18 protein-coding genes are annotated in these 17,778 nt (G+C 55.7%); 10 read left to right on the top strand and 8 right to left on the bottom strand.

The window, feature by feature from the left end:
• Window positions 1–13 precede the first annotated feature (13 nt).
• Entirely contained in the window at window positions 14–979 is a 966-nt protein-coding gene (locus HED22_RS10645) for an ABC transporter ATP-binding protein (RefSeq protein WP_167721956.1), read from the bottom strand.
• Window positions 980–1,326: 347 nt separating this feature from the next.
• Between HED22_RS10645 and HED22_RS10640 the strand changes: the two genes are divergently transcribed.
• The 6 genes from HED22_RS10640 (at window position 1,327) to HED22_RS10615 (ending at window position 7,872) form a co-directional block, all read left to right on the top strand.
• Window positions 1,327–2,859, top strand: a complete 1,533-nt coding sequence (locus tag HED22_RS10640; protein WP_167721954.1) for an acyl-CoA carboxylase subunit beta — start codon at window positions 1,327–1,329, stop codon at window positions 2,857–2,859.
• Window positions 2,860–2,880: 21 nt separating this feature from the next.
• Window positions 2,881–4,881 (top strand): acetyl-CoA carboxylase biotin carboxylase subunit, encoded by a 2,001-nt coding sequence (accC, locus tag HED22_RS10635; protein ID WP_167721952.1) that lies wholly within the window; start codon window positions 2,881–2,883, stop codon window positions 4,879–4,881.
• Between the two features lie 491 nt (window positions 4,882–5,372).
• Window positions 5,373–6,107, top strand: coding sequence for an HAD family hydrolase (locus HED22_RS10630; protein WP_167721950.1), 735 nt, complete (start codon window positions 5,373–5,375; stop codon window positions 6,105–6,107).
• Between the two features lie 16 nt (window positions 6,108–6,123).
• The gene (locus tag HED22_RS10625; RefSeq protein ID WP_167722433.1) at window positions 6,124–6,483 is read left to right on the top strand and encodes a DUF1244 domain-containing protein; all 360 of its coding nucleotides are present in this window, start codon (window positions 6,124–6,126) and stop codon (window positions 6,481–6,483) included.
• Window positions 6,484–6,533: 50 nt separating this feature from the next.
• Window positions 6,534–6,848, top strand: a complete 315-nt coding sequence (locus HED22_RS10620; RefSeq protein WP_167721948.1) for an acylphosphatase — start codon at window positions 6,534–6,536, stop codon at window positions 6,846–6,848.
• Between the two features lie 172 nt (window positions 6,849–7,020).
• A complete protein-coding gene (locus HED22_RS10615; RefSeq protein ID WP_167721946.1) occupies window positions 7,021–7,872 on the top strand; it encodes a 5'-nucleotidase, lipoprotein e(P4) family in 852 nt (283 codons plus the stop codon).
• Window positions 7,873–7,929: 57 nt separating this feature from the next.
• Here HED22_RS10615 and HED22_RS10610 read toward each other — a convergent pair whose 3' ends face one another.
• From HED22_RS10610 to amrB, 6 genes are all read right to left on the bottom strand, one after another.
• On the bottom strand, window positions 7,930–8,679 hold the full coding sequence (locus tag HED22_RS10610; RefSeq protein WP_167721945.1) for a DUF4336 domain-containing protein: 750 nt from the start codon (window positions 8,677–8,679) through the stop codon (window positions 7,930–7,932).
• Window positions 8,680–8,778: 99 nt separating this feature from the next.
• Window positions 8,779–10,191 carry an FAD-binding oxidoreductase gene (locus tag HED22_RS10605; RefSeq protein WP_167721943.1) on the bottom strand — a complete coding sequence of 471 codons (1,413 nt, stop codon included), beginning with the start codon at window positions 10,189–10,191 and terminating at the stop codon, window positions 8,779–8,781.
• 12 nt (window positions 10,192–10,203) lie between these two features.
• Entirely contained in the window at window positions 10,204–11,199 is a 996-nt protein-coding gene (locus HED22_RS10600; RefSeq protein ID WP_167721941.1) for an L-threonylcarbamoyladenylate synthase, read from the bottom strand.
• 428 nt (window positions 11,200–11,627) lie between these two features.
• Window positions 11,628–12,443 (bottom strand): 3'(2'),5'-bisphosphate nucleotidase CysQ, encoded by an 816-nt coding sequence (gene cysQ / locus HED22_RS10595; RefSeq protein WP_167721939.1) that lies wholly within the window; start codon window positions 12,441–12,443, stop codon window positions 11,628–11,630.
• 111 nt (window positions 12,444–12,554) lie between these two features.
• Window positions 12,555–12,938, bottom strand: coding sequence for a DUF2750 domain-containing protein (locus HED22_RS10590; protein WP_167721937.1), 384 nt, complete (start codon window positions 12,936–12,938; stop codon window positions 12,555–12,557).
• Window positions 12,939–12,944: 6 nt separating this feature from the next.
• Window positions 12,945–14,411, bottom strand: coding sequence for an AmmeMemoRadiSam system protein B (gene amrB, locus HED22_RS10585; protein WP_167721935.1), 1,467 nt, complete (start codon window positions 14,409–14,411; stop codon window positions 12,945–12,947).
• A gap of 90 nt (window positions 14,412–14,501) precedes the next feature.
• Between amrB and HED22_RS10580 the strand changes: the two genes are divergently transcribed.
• The 4 genes from HED22_RS10580 (at window position 14,502) to HED22_RS10565 (ending at window position 17,402) form a co-directional block, all read left to right on the top strand.
• Window positions 14,502–15,326 (top strand): hypothetical protein, encoded by an 825-nt coding sequence (locus tag HED22_RS10580; RefSeq protein ID WP_167721933.1) that lies wholly within the window; start codon window positions 14,502–14,504, stop codon window positions 15,324–15,326.
• A gap of 16 nt (window positions 15,327–15,342) precedes the next feature.
• Window positions 15,343–16,419 carry an AmmeMemoRadiSam system radical SAM enzyme gene (amrS, locus tag HED22_RS10575; protein ID WP_167721931.1) on the top strand — a complete coding sequence of 359 codons (1,077 nt, stop codon included), beginning with the start codon at window positions 15,343–15,345 and terminating at the stop codon, window positions 16,417–16,419.
• A gap of 36 nt (window positions 16,420–16,455) precedes the next feature.
• Entirely contained in the window at window positions 16,456–16,854 is a 399-nt protein-coding gene (locus HED22_RS10570) for a cupin domain-containing protein (RefSeq protein ID WP_167721929.1), read from the top strand.
• Window positions 16,855–16,937: 83 nt separating this feature from the next.
• On the top strand, window positions 16,938–17,402 hold the full coding sequence (locus HED22_RS10565) for a GNAT family N-acetyltransferase (protein WP_167721927.1): 465 nt from the start codon (window positions 16,938–16,940) through the stop codon (window positions 17,400–17,402).
• Between the two features lie 11 nt (window positions 17,403–17,413).
• Here the strand turns inward: HED22_RS10565 and HED22_RS10560 are convergent, their stop codons facing one another.
• Window positions 17,414–17,668 carry a DUF2798 domain-containing protein gene (locus HED22_RS10560; protein WP_167721925.1) on the bottom strand — a complete coding sequence of 85 codons (255 nt, stop codon included), beginning with the start codon at window positions 17,666–17,668 and terminating at the stop codon, window positions 17,414–17,416.
• Between the last annotated feature and the right edge of the window lie 110 nt (window positions 17,669–17,778).

Below are 17,778 nucleotides of genomic sequence, written 5' to 3'. Positions count from 1 at the left end.
CCGCCAGTCGGTGTTACTGCATCCAGCGTGCAATCATCTTGTGCTGAACGGCCGCCTGCGCAGCCACCCGGTAATAGGACAGCAATTCGCGCATCGGCGATGACATCCGGTCAAACCCGGATATGAATGCGACAATAATACCGACCGATGTCTGCCCCTCGATCACCAGATAGCCGCCAACAAACAGCACACAAATCGGTGCCAGCGCATTAAGGAAGTTGATCAGGGCCTTCATCCCGAATTTCAACAGGAACAGCCGCATGCGATTGTCAAACAGCGCGGTGATGCCCTTGTTGATCGGATCAAGCTGTTCGTCGTCGCTTTTATCCGATGAAAGTTCGGACAGCTCGTCACTGACGGTACGCATTTTCTCCACCCGGTCTTCGATCAGCGCGTTGATGCGCTTCTGGATGACCGGGACAAGGGCAACCTGCGGGATCAGGGCAATCACCCCGATCAGGCCAATGATCGGCTCGACACTGATCATGTAGCCAAGCCCGAAAATCAGCATGCCGCTATTGACCACCGGCTGGGACAACCCATCGCCGACAAAACCGCCAAGTTTCTCGATCTCGGCCCCGATGATCGAAACCGCGCGCCCGTTGCTGTCATCGTCACTGCCGGCCTGATTGTGGGCGCGCAATCGCGTCAGGTGCTTGCGATTATACTGGATCGCGCTTTCACTCAGCCACCCTTCATACATCCGAAGCACAAGCTTGATGCCACCATGCACGACAATAACGCCGATATAGATGGCCGCCAGCACGATCAAAAGATCAAAATTCTGCGGCGTGATGGCATTATCGACAATCCGGCGCTGAAGCTCGATCGGGGCAATGCCAAGGGCGGCGACAATCACGGCAAGGCTGCATACCACAACCTGATGCCAGCCACTCATGCGCCAGACATAGCCCCATAATGAAGAGGCCGGGCGATCATCGCCGGTGCGTTCGGGATTGCGGGGAGTGAATGTCAGCATGGGGCTCAATCGGTTGTGTCAACATGTGGCGATTTCGCGCGCAGGAACGGGGCCTGCGGCACTTTTCAGACTACCGTAAAACGCGTGGCGGCAATATCTCAACGTGTGCGACGCCGAAATGATCCCTGTCTATCGCGATAACATGGACGCTCTAGACTTTAGTCCAGCCCGGTCTCGAATATTAAAATGACGCTAGGGAAATCAGGTGTTTAGGGCTTATTCTGGACCTCTGTCAGAACAGTAAAAATAATTGGCATTCCAGTACCGAATAATGCTATTTCATTCTCGAGACGCGCACATTGGGCCGAAATGTGCCGAATGGCCGATCACAGCAAGGAAAACGCAACATGCAGGATATTGTCGCCAAACTCGAAGCGAAGCGCGCCGAAGCTGCCATGGGCGGTGGCCAGCGCCGCATTGATAATCAGCACAAGAAAGGCAAGCTCACCGCGCGCGAACGCCTTGACGTGCTGCTCGATGAAGGTTCGTTCGAAGAATGGGACATGTTCGTCGAACATGATTGTGTCGATTTCGGCATGACCGAAAACCGCATTCCCGGCGACGGTGTCGTGACCGGCCACGGCACGATCAATGGCCGTCTGGTGTTTGTTTTCTCGCAGGATTTCACCGTTTTCGGTGGCGCACTTTCCGGGGCGCACGCGCGCAAGATCGCCAAGATCATGGATCAGGCGCTCAAGGTTGGCGCGCCGGTGATTGGCCTGAATGACTCTGGCGGCGCCCGTATTCAGGAAGGTGTCGAAAGCCTGGCCGGCTATGCCGACGTCTTTCAGCGCAATGTCGAGGGTTCCGGCGTCATCCCGCAAATCTCGCTGATCATGGGGCCGTGTGCGGGTGGGGCGGTCTATAGCCCGGCCATGACCGACTTCATCTTCATGGTCAAGGACAGCTCCTATATGTTTGTGACGGGGCCTGATGTGGTCAAAACCGTCACCCACGAAGAAGTCACCCACGAACAGCTGGGCGGGGCCTCGACCCACACCAGTGTTTCCGGTGTTGCTGATCTGGCCTTTGACAACGATGTTGACCTGCTGCTGCAGACGCGCCGCTTCATGGACTTCCTGCCGCTGTGCAACAAGGAAGAGCCGCCAGCACGCCTTTGCGAAGACCCGATCAACCGCGAAGACTTCTCGCTCGATACCCTGGTGCCGGAAAACCCCAACATGCCCTATGACATGAAGGAACTGATCACCAAGGTCGTTGACGAGGGCGACTTCTTTGAAGTCCAGCCCGACTACGCCAAGAACATCATTATCGGCATGGCGCGCATGGATGGTCGCACGGTCGGTGTCGTCGCCAACCAGCCGATGGTTCTGGCCGGTTGCCTTGATATCGACAGCTCCAAAAAGGCCGCGCGCTTTGTGCGTTTCTGCGATGCCTACAACATCCCGATTGTCACCTTTGTTGATGTTCCGGGCTTCATGCCGGGCACCGCACAGGAATATGGCGGCATCATCAAGCACGGTGCCAAGCTGCTTTACGCCTTTGCCGAGGCCACCGTGCCGAAAGTCACTGTGATCACCCGCAAGGCCTATGGTGGGGCCTACGACGTGATGTCATCCAAACATCTGCGTGGTGACGTCAACTATGCCTGGCCGACCGCCGAAATTGCGGTGATGGGTCCCAAGGGGGCAGTGGAAATCATCTTCCGGGCGGACATGAACGATCCCGAAAAGATCGAAGCTCGCACCGAAGAATACCGCGAAAAATTCGCCAACCCGTTTGTCGCGGGCCGCAAGGGGTTCATTGATGATGTCATCATGCCGCATGGCACACGCCGCCGCGTCTGCAAGGCGCTGGGTATGCTGCGCAACAAGGACGTCAAGAACCCTGAAAAGAAACACGGCAACATTCCGCTGTAAGACAAATTGGGAGACAGAAAAATGTTTAGCAAGATCCTGATTGCCAACCGCGGTGAAATCGCCTGCCGTGTGATCAAATCAGCCCAGAAAATGGGCATCAAAACCGTCGCGGTCTATTCCGATGCGGATAAGAACGCCCTTCATGTCCAGATGGCTGACGAGGCTGTTCGCATTGGCCCGGCGCCAAGCAATCAGTCCTATCTGATCATTGAAAACATCATCGAGGCCTGCAAATCCACCGGTGCCGAGGCCGTTCATCCCGGTTACGGCTTCCTGTCGGAAAATCAGGCCTTCGCCAAGGCGCTTGATGCGGCCAACATCGCTTTCATCGGCCCGCCGAATGGTGCGATTGCCGCCATGGGCGACAAGATCACCTCCAAGAAAATCGCCGCCGATGCAGGCGTTTCGACCGTGCCCGGTTTCATGGGCGTCATCAAGGACACCGCCGAGGCGGTCAAGATCGCCAACGATATCGGCTACCCGGTGATGCTCAAGGCTTCCGCTGGCGGTGGTGGCAAGGGTATGCGTATTGCGCGCAACGATGCCGAATGCCGCGAAGGCTTTGAACGTGCAACGTCTGAGGCCGCCAGTTCCTTTGGCGATGATCGTGTTTTTGTCGAAAAATTCGTCGAAGAACCGCGCCACATCGAAATTCAGGTGCTGGCCGACAAGCACGGCAATGCGATCTATCTGGGCGAACGCGAATGCTCCATCCAGCGTCGTCATCAGAAGGTCGTCGAAGAAGCCCCGTCACCATTTATTGATCCCGCCACCCGCAAGGCCATGGGCGAACAGGCCGTGGCACTGGCCAAGGCGGTGGATTATTGCTCTGCCGGGACGGTGGAGTTCATTGTTGATAAGGACAAGAACTTCTACTTCCTTGAAATGAACACCCGCCTGCAGGTCGAACATCCGGTGACCGAACTTGTCACCAAGCAGGACCTTGTCGAATGGATGATCAAGATCGCCGATGGCGAGAAACTGACCCTTAAGCAGGAAGACGTGACACTCACCGGCTGGGCCATGGAGACGCGTGTTTATGCCGAGGATCCCTTCCGCGAATTCCTGCCCTCGACTGGGCGTCTGGTGCGTTATCAGCCGCCAGCGGAATCGGACACCGTGCGTGTTGATACCGGCGTCTATGAAGGCGGCGAGATTTCGATGTTCTATGACCCGATGGTCGCCAAACTGATCACCTATGGTGAAAACCGTGATCAGGCGATTGGGGAAATGCGCCAGGCTTTGGATGCCTATTACATCCGCGGTATTTCGCACAACATCCCGTTTTTAGCCGCTGTCATGGCCAACAAACGCTTCCAGGATGGCAACATCACCACCAACTTCATCGCCGAAGAATATCCTGATGGTTTCTCCGCCGATGATCTGCCCAATGATGATCCTGCAACCCTGATCGTGGTCGCGGCCTACATCAATCAGCGTGTTGCTGAACGCAATGCCGGGGTCACCGGTCAGGTCAGCGATCATCCGCTTGAAATTGCTGAAAGCTGGGTGGCGGTATGTGGTGATGACCATACCCCGTTTGATATCGAATTCGATGGTGTTAACGGTGATTACATCGTCGCCATCGGTGATCGCAGCTATGGCGTTGTCTCGGACTGGAAAATCGGCGATCCGATGTTTGTCGGTGAAATCGATGGTGCGCCGGTCTGTGTGCAGATCGACATCGAAGGCATTGGCTACAAGCTCTCGGCCAATGGCATTCAGCGCAGCTTCAAGGTCATGCTGCCCCGCGTGGCAGACCTCCAGAAGCTGATGCCGTTCAAGGCCCCGCCAGACATGTCGAACTTCCTGCTCTCGCCAATGCCGGGCTTGCTGGTCAAGGTTTCGGTCGAAGAAGGTCAGGCCGTCCAGCCGGGCGAGGAACTCTGCATCCTTGAAGCCATGAAAATGGAAAACGTGCTTAAATGCGAAAGCAAGGGCGTGGTCAAAAAGATCCATGCCGAGCAGGGCGCCAACCTCTCGGTCGATGCCATCATCATCGAGTTCGAAAAAGACGAATAAGCCACCCGATCCCTCAAGGGTGAATTTCGAAAAGGCGCTGACCGGAAACGGTCAGCGCCTTTTTTAGGGTTCAGACTCATTCACATAATCGTCCCGGTCTCCCGGATTTGTGCGGATATGCGGAGCAAAATCGCAGGAAGATCTATATCTTTCAAGGTTTTGCGACAACATAGCCCGTGCAAATCCGGGTGATCCGCAGGACAACTGATATGAGAAAGCCTCTGCGTCAAATCCCTTGACCGGGGATCACCCCGCTCTGCGGCATTTTCCTAGCTTTTTCTCTCATATCAGTTGCCGGGACGGTCATGTGAATGAGTCTGAACCCTAACCTGTTCAAACACTTGTGTTTTCAAGGGCTTTCGGAACAGTTTCACGCATATTAAATACAGATAACGGGGCTTTACGGCGCGTTTGCACTGCCATATGGTCATTAATCGAGGCTGTAATCCCGTTATTTGCGGCCATCCAATAACAAGAAACGAGGCGTGTATATGTATAAGCTGATTGCTTTTGATGGCGACGATACCCTGTGGCACAACGAGCCGCTTTTCCGACAGGCCCATGTAGAGCTGCGCGAAATGCTGGGACATTATGTTGATCCCGAACAGGTTGATGATCGTCTCTATCAGGCCGAGTTGGCCAACCTCTCCATCTATGGCTATGGCGTGACGGGCTTTACCCTGTCGATGATTGAAACGGCGATCGAACTCTCTGATCGTAAAATCAGCGCCGAAGACATCCACAAACTGGCCGAAATCGGCAAATCAATGCTGCGTGCGCCGACCCGTATAATCGACGGGGCAGAGACCGTGCTGAAACACTATGCCAAGCACCCGGAATACAAGGTCGTTCTGGTCACCAAGGGCGATCTGATCGCCCAGCAGCTCAAGATCGACCGTTCCGGCTTTGAAGACCTGTTTGACGGCATTGAAATCGTCTCGGAAAAAGATCCGCTGACCTACCGCAACATTTTCGGCCGCTATGGTGTTGAGCCCGAACAGGCCGTGATGATCGGCAATTCGATGAAATCCGATATCCTGCCGGTCCTTGCGTGCGGTGGCACTGCGATCCACATTCCCTATGAAATCACCTGGGTCCATGAAATGGTTGATCAGACCGAAATCGACAATGAAAAGGTCGTCACGGCCGAAAGCATTGCTGATGTGCCCGGGATCATCGCAAAGCTTGAGCAGGAAAAGACCAGCGGGAGTATGGAAAATGTCTGATTGCGCCGGTTCTGAAATGTCCTCCGAGGCCGTGCTGGCCAACGGTCCGGCAGCCGATCTTGATCCGCAAACCAAACTCGAACTCGAAGCGGCTGCCTTTCGCGGACTGGTCACCCATCTTCAGAACCGCAAGGATGTTCAGAACATCGATCTGATGAACCTTGCCGGTTTCTGCCGCAACTGCCTGGCCAAATGGTATCTGGCCGCGGCCCGCGAAAAGGGTGTTGCCATGGATTATGATGGTGCGCGCGAAGTCGTCTATGGCATGACCTATGACGCTTGGAAGGACAACTATCAGGCGCCGGCAAGCGACGAGCAGAAACAGAAGTTTCAGGACACCGCCCATCTGCATGCCAAAATCCCCGGCGCGAAGTAAGCCCCATTTGGCACCATTTGGGCACCATCGACAAGGGAGGAGGCCCGATCATGACTGATACAAGCCCCGACCCGTCAACGGGTGACGGCAATATCGCCGTCCACGCCCGGATCGAAGGCCGGGTGCAGGGTGTGTGGTATCGCGCATGGACCGTCGAACAAGCCCGCAAGCGCGATCTGACCGGCTGGGTGCGCAATCGCCATGACGGCTCGGTCGAGGCGGTTTTTTGCGGCCCGGCCAAGGTCGTACAATCAATGATTCAGGCCTGTCACGAAGGCCCGACCCATGCGCGCGTCGATCGCATTCACGAAGAACCCGCCCTTGAAGACGGCTTTGCGTCCTTTGAAAAACGTTCGACCGCATAAAAGTACCGTGCGTTCAATCATTTGGCGTCTTTATCAAATGCCGGACAAACGCCTTTTTCAGCCATGATGTTGAAAAAGGCTTTTTCTTTATCGCAGTGCAGTGGCATGGTTATGAAATCCTGTCTGCATGGTCAGTATCCATGCAGCCCGGAAATCAACAGGGAGACTACATATGACTTTTATCGCAAGATCATTTGGCGTTGCTGCCATTGTGGCGACCAGTGCGCTTTGCGCGTTTGGCGCCCAGGCGGAGCCAGAACAGAATGATGGCCTGAACGGCACTTTGTGGCTGCAGACCTCGGTCGAGTACAAAACGACCGCCATGTCGGTTTATGCTGGTGCAACCCGTCTGCTTGATGCGGCGATTGGTGATCACAGCTGGACTGCCGCCCTTGAGCAGGACGGCAACTATATGACCAAACCGCCGGCTGTTATCCTTGATGTTGATGAAACCGTTCTTGATAACTCTGCCTATCAGGCATGGGTGGTCGCGGATAAAACCCATTACAGCTCCAAAACCTGGGCGGCCTTCGTCCATGACATGATTTCCACTCCGACCCCGGGCGCGCTCGAATTCACCAAGGCGGCTGCTGCCCGTGGTGTCGAAGTCTTCTATGTCTCAAACCGCAAGGCACCGGAAGAAGAACCGACCATCGAGAACCTGAAGAAGTATGGCTTCCCCTATGCGGACGAAAAACACGTCATGCTGCGTGGCGAGGTCGAAGAATGGGGCTCCAACAAAACCCCGCGCCGTGCCGCTGTTGCCGAGGATTACCGTGTGATCATGCAGTTCGGTGACAACTTCGGTGACTTCACCGACGAAATCGATGGCTCGATCGCAGAGCGTCTCGAAGTCATGGAAAAGTATGGCAATTACTGGGGTGAACGCTGGTTCATGCTCCCGAACCCGAGCTACGGCTCCTGGGAATCAGCCGCCTTTGGTGGTGATTGGGGCAAGTCGGGCGACGAACGTCGTCAGGACAAGATCAACGCCATGACCCCGTGGGCCGGTCCGGCTGAATAAGCCCGCCGACCTTGATCATATGAAAGGGCGTCCCATCGGGGCGCCCTTTCTTGTTGGCTATCGCAAAACCCAGGAAAAGGCGCGTCTGAGTTCATCAACGCAGCGGCTGTCATAGCAACGCCCATGCGCCAGAACCACATAGTCAGGGTTCCAGTCGATCATGGTTTGGACCGCCTTGTGCAGCCCGTCCTTGTATCCGGCAAAGGTCAGGCGCATGTCGCGCGGCATGCTGCCATGTGGGTCCATGGTGCCAAACAATCTGACCATAAACCGCCAGATCGGGCTTTTGATTTTGGGGGCTTCGAAATTCTCGATCAGGTCGGTCAGGATCAGGGTTTTGGACTTGGTGTGGAAAAACACCGCCTCGTTCAGGTAACTGCCCCGCACCAGCACCTGTTCGATTTCATCGGCCCATTCGGCTTCCGGCGTATCGGCAAGCTCCGCGTCAAATTCAACCGAAATGCCGACCGACTTGGCCCGCTTGATGACACCGGGCGCACAGAACGCCTTGGCATCCGGATAGGCTTTTTGCCAATCAGGCACCCCGGCATAATGGATGGTGTTGGGCGCAATCAGATAGGCAACCTCGCCCAGGGCATCGACAGCGGCCCTGAGTTCGTCATTAAGGCGGATCGGCGAATGGACAAACAGTTTGCCATCGCTCAGGCGGACAACGGTCATTCGGGTGGGAAAGGGCAGTTTAAGTCCGGCATACTGAAATCCGATCACCGGACCATCAAAGATCCAGACATTGTCGGCAACCGGTTTTGCCTGATCAAGCGGCGCATAAGTTTCGACAGAGAACATGGGGCGATCTTCCATCTTTGGGGTGGGCGTATTGCTCGGCGGTGCATATGCGTGAAAGGTGGCAATGCTTGCTGCGCATAATGCGGATGGTGGACGCTATTATACAATCTTGCCCGGATTAAGCCGGCCATCTGGATCAATGGCATCCTTGATCGCGCGCAGCAGTTTGAGTTTTTCAATGCTGGCATAATGGGCCAGTTCGTCGCGTTTAAGCTGGCCGATGCCGTGCTCGGCACTGATCGATCCGCCAAGCTCGGTGACGATGTCGTGAATGACGCTGTTCAGGCTTTGCCACTCTGCAAGGTAGCGCTCCTTGTCCATGGTGGCGGGCTGGGTGAAATTGAAATGGATATTGCCATCACCGACATGGCCAAACGGGCAGGGGCGAATGCCGGGAATAAGCGCATCTGCTGCCGCCATCCCTCGCTTCAGAAGATCGGGCACTTTCGAGATGGGCACCGACACATCATGCTTGATCGACCCGCCTTCAAAGCCTTGCGCCTCGGGGATGCCTTCGCGGATCGCCCAAAGGTTTTCACGCTGGGCTTCGGACTGGGCAAGGGTGGCATCAGATGCCAGACCAATCTCGACCGCCTGTCCCAGAAGGTCCACCAGAAGCGTTTCCAGATCATCATTCGGGCGTGATGAGGTCAGTTCGATCAACACATGCCAGTCTGTCTTGGTCGCAAGCGGGCGCGTCAGGCCCTTAAGGTAGGTCACCGACAGATCATGGGCGAATTTGCTGATCAGCTCGAACGCCGCAATCGCATCACCGGTATGGCGACGTGCAAGGGCCAAAAGATCAAGCGCACATTCCGGCGTTGGCACGGCAACCCATGCGGTGGCGACGTGTTTGGGTTGGGCAAACAGCTTTAACGTCGCCTTGGTGATAATCCCAAGCGTTCCCTCGGCGCCGATAAACAGATCGCGCAGGTCATAACCGGTATTGTCCTTGCGAAGCTTGGATAACCCGTTCCACACGCTACCATCGGGCAATACGACCTCAAGCCCAAGGCAAAGATCGCGCGCATTGCCATATCGGATCACGTTCAGGCCGCCTGCATTGGTCGCAAGGTTGCCACCAATCTGACAGGTGCCCTCCGCCCCCAGTGACAGGGGAAACAGCAAATCCTGCTTTTCGGCCGCTTCCTGAATGTTTTGCAGGATCGCACCGGCTTCAACGGTGGCTGTGAAATCCCGCGCATCAATCTCGATCACGCGGTTCATGCGTTTCAGGTTGATCAGAACCTGTTTGTCATCGGCAACCGCCCCGCCGCAACGCCCGGTATTGCCGCCTTGCGGGACAACCGCGATGTTATGGGCTGCACAGATGGCAACCGCCTTGGCAACTTCTTCTGTGCTGGCCGGAAACAGGATGATCTCAGCGTGGCCTTCAAACTTGCCGCGTGCCTCGGCGTTGTGGGCCGCAAGCACATCGCTTTCCATGCTAAAGCCCTTCGGGCCCAGCAGGTCTTTGAGGTCTTGAAGTGCGGTATCTGGCAGGAACGACATCGCGCTGTTCCCTTACGGCTCGGAATGCGGCGCGCGCGGGGCGCTCGCACGTTTCAAACGGTCATTGATCGCAATGCCCAAGCCCGCATCGGGTATCGGCGCAATCGCAATCCCGTCAAAGTGGCTCTGATCGGCTTCATGCAGTTTGGCAAAAAGGTTCGCCGCCGCCTCGATATCATCGCCTGATTTCGACAGCCAAAGCACCGTCTCAAACCCCTTGGTATTGCAATCGCCAAAGCCGAGTAGCACCTCATGGCCGTATTTGGCCGTGTTGGCGGATTTGGCATCAAGGCGCACCGGAAGGCCGGGCGCATAATGGCTGGTCAGCATGCCGGGGCTTTTGGGTGCGCTATCATCGCTTTCTGCCATGATGACATCACAGTCCAGCAATTCTGAAACTTGTTCGGCTGTCACCCCGCCGGGGCGCAACATCACGACCCGATCAGTGGTCAGGTCAATCACTGTGCTTTCAAGCCCAACGCCGCACGGCCCGCCATCCAGGATCATGCCAATCGCATCGCCCAGCGACTGCGCCACATGGCCCGCCGTGGTCGGGCTGATCTTGCCAGACCGGTTGGCCGATGGGGCGGCGACGGGGCGACCGACCGCGCGCAACAATTCACGCGCCATCGGATGGGCCGGAACCCGCACGGCAATGCTGGGGAGGCCTGCCGTCACCAGATCACAGACATCACTGTCCGCCTTGCGCGGCAAAACAAGGGTCAGGGCACCCGGCCAAAAGGCCGCGGCCAGTTTGTCGGCGCGGTCATCAAATTCGGCATGTTTGGCGGCCGCATCGCGGTCGGGAAAATGGCTGATCAGCGGATTAAAGCTCGGCCGTTTCTTGGCGGCGTAAATCCCCGCTACGGCATCGGCATTGGTTGCATCCGCGCCCAGCCCGTAAACCGTCTCGGTCGGAAAGGCGACAAGCTCGCCCGCGCGCAGCTTTGCTGCCGCCTGACTAAGCGCGCCTTCGGAATAGGGACGGATGGTAAGAGCCGGTGCCATGCCACAATCTCTGAAAAGATAATCTATCTCAAATACCTAGCGATGATGCACTGCCATGACAAGGAAGATCGCGCGCAAAGCTCGCAATCCGGATTGAAAAACCAACGGTGATGATCAGGAAAACAGGCTCAAACAGCGCAGAGCCGCCATAAAGAATGGCGGCTCCATTTTACGCTCTAGCCCCATCTCGCCCTGCAGTGGTGAGACAAGACCGCGTCGCCGTGATTCCGGCGGCTATTTACGTCACCTACACTCTGTGTGGCGATAAGGAATTGATAGCGCAAACTGCCCGGAAAGTCAAGGAAACTGCGGTATGTAGCAGTTTCAAGCTTTCCCGAAAAATGCGGTTTTAAGCCGTGTTGCACTGCGCAAAAGTCAAGCTGCTGATCGTGCTTTGAAATTCGGATTTGATCCCGCTTTGCGAAGGATCAGCCTTCGTACTTTACCGGCACGGACGGGCTGCGCGCGATGAAGAACGGGTTGCGGAAATCGGCCTTGCCATAAAGGAATCGGGATCCGTCCATATTTTCAACCACACCGCCTGCGGCTTTCAATACCGCATGCCCCGCGCCGATATCCCATTCCATGGTCGGGCCAAGGCGGGGATACAGATCGGCTTCACCCGCCGCAACAAGGCAAAGCTTGAGCGAGCTACCCGCCGGACGCAGTTCCTTGACCGCAAGGTCGCCGAGAAACGCTTTCATCGCTTCGGGATCGCCGTGCGAGCGGGACCCGACAACAACAACCCCGTCTTCGGGCATGTCACGCACCCTGATCTCGGTGGTTTTCGGATCGGCATCGCCTTCAATCAGTTTCGCGCCATCCGGCCCGCCGTAATAAAGCTTGTCGATTGCCGGGGCATAGACAACGCCCAATACCGGCTGACCCTTGGCGATCAGGGCAACATTAACCGTGAACTCGCCATTGCGCTTGATAAATTCCTTGGTGCCATCCAGCGGATCAACCAGCCAGAAAAAGTCCGTATCCCCATTCACATCGGGCACATCACCCTTGGCAGCACTTTCCTCGGAGACGATTTTGACATCCGGGGTCAGGGCGCGCAGACCGGGCAGGATCACGGCCTCTGCCGCATCATCGGCCTCGGTCACCGGGCTTGCATCATCCTTGGAACGGACTTCGAAGTCGGTCTGATAGATTGCCATCATCGCTGCCCCCGCCTTGCGGGCGATTTCAATCAGTCCGTTTTCAAGGGTATGCGCATCGGCGGGCAGGGCAATGGTCATGGCAATCTCGTTTCTCGGGATAAAATCAAATATCCCTCGGGAATAGGGAATTTTGCCCGCAACGTCCAGCCCGGCTTTGCGTTGCCGCGCTATTTCAGGCGTGCCGTCTTTTCAGCTTTGGTTGCCAAACCGTTCGTCCATGACGTCCTTAAGGGCCGCCATCAAATCATTGCTGAGCTGATCGGGGCTGACCACGATGGCGGGCAAGGCCTGGGTCGGACAGATGCCTGCCATGATGTCCTCGGCCCGCCATTGCACCATCAGGCTCTCGGTGAGCTCAACAAGGGTGATGGCGGTGGGGACATGATCGCTTTGAACGCTGGCTGCAAAGCTTTTGGCTTCATCACGCAGTGCAAAGATCGGGCAGAATTTCTCGCCGGCATCATTTGTCTGCAGCAACCAGCCATTATGATAAAGCCCCCAGACACCTTCCCATTCGGCAACCTCGGCGATGAAGTCGGCGTAGCGCGTATCATCTTGTGTTTTGCTTGCCATGATCTTTTAACCTTGCTGATCCCAGAACCCGCTGGGGCGGACGTCTTTGGATGAAATCCCTCGGGTAATAAACCGCTCTGCGCGCATATTGGGTGACCAATGATCCATGGCAAGCCCCGCCTTGCGTTTCAGATGGGCCAGAAAGTCTCTCGGATCGGGCAGCTGATCCCAAACTTGCGGCAGGAATAATCCCCGCCGATTGCCATCCGATAAAATGATCCCGTCCTCAAACGGGGTTAGCTTGCCAATCAGATCGGCCTCGCTGTCAAACCCGAACGGGGCGGGTGGCGAAAGGACTGAAATCGAAAGTTCAAGATCATCATTGATCTCATCGCGCGTAAGCCCGGCAAAGCGCGGATCGCGAAACGCCGCCTTGAACGCATTCTCGCACAGATCACGCGCAAGTGGTGCATGGGAAATGATCGACCCGATACAGCCGCGCAACTGCCCGGCTTTCTTCAGCGTCACAAAACACGCCCCCGGTGCGGCAAGGGCCGGGGCAACCTCACTGGGCGAAACCTGTAACGGCGCGCCGGTCTCAAGCCCATGCAGGATCGATTGCCGACACAGGCCCAGCATCTCGGCCCCATGCGCCTTGATCAGATTTTCGGTCGCCTTGGTGAAATCGGTCTCGCCATCATCCCGCATATCTGATGCATCCGCCGCATAAATCGCCCAGGCGCCATAGCCGACCACGCGCGATTTATCGCCCGTGACATCGCCGGAATTGCGCATGCCCAGTGTCTTGATCTTCATGGCGCGATTGCGCGCCGCCATCAGCATCCCGGCAACCGGCAACGCGCCGCAGGCATCACTGGTATCGATATTTTCGGCATCGAAGTTTTCGATCATCGCGCGTGTGCGGTTATCCATACGCTGGGCGGTGTCATAATCATGGAAATGCGACAGATCCGATGAAATCACGATCAGGGTTTCCGGCCCGCCCCAAAGCTTTTCGATCACTTCGTGCACCTGCCGCGGGCTGCACCGGCTGACCAGAAGCGGCACAATGCCGAAATCCGCCCCCTCGCCAAACAGGCGCTGAATAAATGGCAATTCAATCTCAAGCCCGTGCTCAAGCGTATGCGCTTCATCAAGCATCTGAACATGCGGCAGTGAAAGGGCTGATTGCAGGGCGGGCAAATCACAGCGCATCGACCCAAGTGGCGTCGCAAACTGATCAGCGCGCGCCAAGGCAATCCCCTGAAACGCCATGCGATGCGCCGGGCCAATAATCACAATGCGTTTGACGGTGTTTTTAAGCGCCCGCACCGTGGCAAAGCCAAGGGCCGCCAGACTACCCGAAAACATCAACCCCGCATGCGGCACAATGATCGCCTTAGGCGTTGCAGGTCCCGATACGGCATCTGAACGCAGGGCCGCATCCAACAGTCCGTCAATCTCGCTGCGAAGCAAGTCGGCATCGGCCGGATAAAACGTCCCGGCAACAGCAGGCGGGCGGATGATGGACATTAAGTTATTGCCTGTAATCGTTTTGGTTTATATCGTTATTTTCTATCTTAAGTTGGTTTTTGTCTTTCTGTCTTGTGTCTTGGAGCTGATATGGTAACCCGTACGTCTGAAAACAATAAAGAAGAAAAAACCGCACGTGAAGTTAACAAAAACTTATTTCCGGAGTTTTGTTTTACTCATCCTTTGTACGAAAAAATCAGATTAGGAAAAGATAACCCTCTTCAGGCACTAGAGTTTTATCAATGGAATGGAAAATTTGACTCCTTCTGCCCGTGTTGTGATCGCGAAACTGTGTACTTTGTTGAACACAGTGCATATTCCTATACATGTGAAGTTAGGAGCGATATTTTTGAGAAGAAATACTTCGCTATCGATTTTAAATGCTCTCGAGATCATTCGCATGTAGTTAAGGTTTTCATACTGCATGATGGAGAGTTTCTAACGAAAGTTGGACAGCTCCCTTCTCTTGCCGATTTGCATTCGGGAGATTTATCCAAATACAGATCTGTCTTGGATAAAGGAAGCTCGACCGAGTTTTACAAGGCAAATGGCTTGGCGGCACACGGCGTAGGTGTTGGTGCATTCGTTTATCTGAGGCGTGTGCTGGAAAGAATGGTGTCCGTAAGGGCTGAAAATGCCATTTCCAACGGAGACATTACTCGTGAAGCGTATGAAGGAAAAAGATTTGCTGAAAAGATCAAGTCCTTAAAGGGACACCTGCCAGATTTACTGGTTGAGAATACAAAAATATATTCTGTTCTCAGCAAGGGGGTGCATGATCTTGAAGAGCAAGAGTGTTTGGAGATTTTTCCTGCCATTAGAAGCCTAATGCTCTTCATTCTTGAAGAAGATCTTCAGAATCGCGAAAAGGAAAGCAAACTGGAGGCAGCTAAAAAAGCTCTCGAAGGGTTGTAGTCGAAAGGTGAATGCGATGAACACCGTCCCCGGACGCTACTGGCACCATCTGGACGACGGCCGCATTCAGTGCGACGTCTGCCCGCGCTTTTGCAAGCTCAAAGACGGGCAGCGGGGCTTGTGTTTTGTCCGCGCCCGCCAAGGCGATCAGATGGTGCTGACGACTTGGGGCCGATCCTCGGGCTTTTGCATCGATCCGATTGAAAAGAAGCCGCTTAATCATTTCCTGCCCGGCACCCCGATCCTGTCCTTTGGCACGGCGGGCTGTAATCTGACCTGCAAGTTTTGCCAGAATTACGAGATTTCCAAGGCGCGCGAGATGGACAAGCTTTCATCCCTCGCCACCCCTGAAATGATCGCCAAAACCGCCAAGGCCCATGGCTGCTCGGCGGTGGCATTCACCTATAATGATCCGGTGATCTTCCTTGAATATGCCGTCGATGTCGCGCAGGCCTGCCGCGAAATGGGCATTCGCACCGTCGCGGTCACGGCAGGTTACATTGGCGATAAGGCCCGCGAGGAGTTCTTTCGCCACATGGATGCCGCCAATGTCGATCTAAAGGGTTTCACGGATCGCTTTTATCATCAGCTGTGCTCGGCCCATCTGGATGATGTGCTTGAGACGCTTAAATATCTCCGCCATGAAACCGGGGTGTGGGTGGAGCTGACCAACCTTGTCATTCCCGGCGAAAATGATGGCGATGGAGAGTTCCATGAAATGACCCAGTGGGTTCATGAAGAACTCGGCCCCGATGTGCCGATGCATTTTTCGGCCTTTCATCCCGACTGGAAAATGATGGCGACCCCACGCACCCCGCCTGAAACGCTGGTGCGCGCCCGCAAGATCGCCATGGAGAACGGCATCCGCTATGCCTATGTCGGTAACGTGCATGACAAAACCCATAGCAGCACCTTCTGCCATGCCTGCGGCGAAATCCTGATCGGGCGCGACTGGTATCAGTTGTCTGACTGGAACCTTGATGCCCATGGGGCGTGCAAAAGCTGCGGCACCCATTGTGCCGGTGTGTTTCAGGCGCGGCCTGGAACATGGGGCCCGAAACGCCAACCGGTGCGCTTGATGGCCGGGCAATAAATCATCACACTTAATAAACCATTCAGGGAAAACGTCATGGAAATCAAACGCGCCGGATCGCAGGCCTCCACCGTTGCCTCGCCCGAATATTTCACCGGGCAGGTCCGTATTGAGCCGATCATCAGTGCCCCTGATCCTGCACGCGTCGCGGCCGCCAATGTGACGTTTGAGCCGGGCGCACGCACCACATGGCATACCCATCCGCTGGGCCAGACCCTGATTGTCACCGCCGGTTTTGGCCGGGTGCAACGCGAAGGCGGCCCGATCGAGGAAATCCGGCCGGGCGATATCGTCTGGTTTGAACCGGGTGAAAAGCACTGGCATGGCGCGGGCCCCGAAACCGCCATGACCCATATCGCCATTCAGGAAAAGCTCAATGGCTCACCGGTTGATTGGTTGGAGCCCGTAACCGATGCGGAGTATCTCGGCCAATAATTTTGCTAGTACTTTGGCCTAACATCGCTAAATTGCCGCGACGTTGGGCGCAGTTGGAAAGAAAGAACACGCGAGTGGCCGGGATGAAAATTCGCAAAGCACGCTTGGGCGATGTCGGGGCAATTTTTGCCATCCGAAGCCGTGTCCGCGAAAACCATCTTTCCGCGTCCGAGCTGGCCGAACGCGGCATCACCAAGGCCGCCTTTGGCAAGTGGCTGGAACAGGGCTATGGCATCTGGCTTGCCGATCTTGATAGCTCTGCCGCCGGATTTGCCATAGCCATCCCCCATGAAGCCACCCTGTGGGCGCTGTTTGTCGATCCGGAATTCGAAGGACGCGGTGTGGGGGCGGCATTGCTGCGCACCGCCGAAGACTGGCTGTTTGCCAAGGGATGCAATGACATCTCGCTGACGACGGCGGCCAATCCCGCCAACCGCGCGCACGGCTTTTATGAAAGCCATGGCTGGCATCCCACGGGCGATATCGAAAACGACGAGATGGAATACATCAAATCCAACCCGTCGCTTTCGCTGTTTGATTTTGGCTGATTGGGACCGGATTACGCCGCTTGCGCGCTGCTGTCGGGCTTGACGATGCGTTTCAGTATCCGCCGTACCAAGGGCGCGACAACCAGAACGCCCGGGAACGCAATTGCCCAGGACGAGACATAGGCGCCCATCCACAATTCAAAAAACTTCGACCAGTCGGAAATCGCAATCGAGGTCGCGATGCCCGAAATCAGGAATGACTGAATGCCTGACAACAGGAATGCAAAGGCGACAGGCTCCAGACGGCGGGGAATAAAAGGCTGCATGGGGTCTTCTTCCGATAATGCGAACAATATACCATAAAATTATGATGTAATGGTTTTGTTCGCAAGTCCCTGCGCAATGTCAATTTGCCCTGCAAGAAACATCACGTGCC

Origin of the sequence: Thalassospira sp. HF15 (assembly GCF_011806525.1) — a bacterium.
Taxonomy (GTDB): domain Bacteria; phylum Pseudomonadota; class Alphaproteobacteria; order Rhodospirillales; family Thalassospiraceae; genus Thalassospira.
This window is presented reverse-complemented; position numbering and strand designations above follow the sequence as displayed.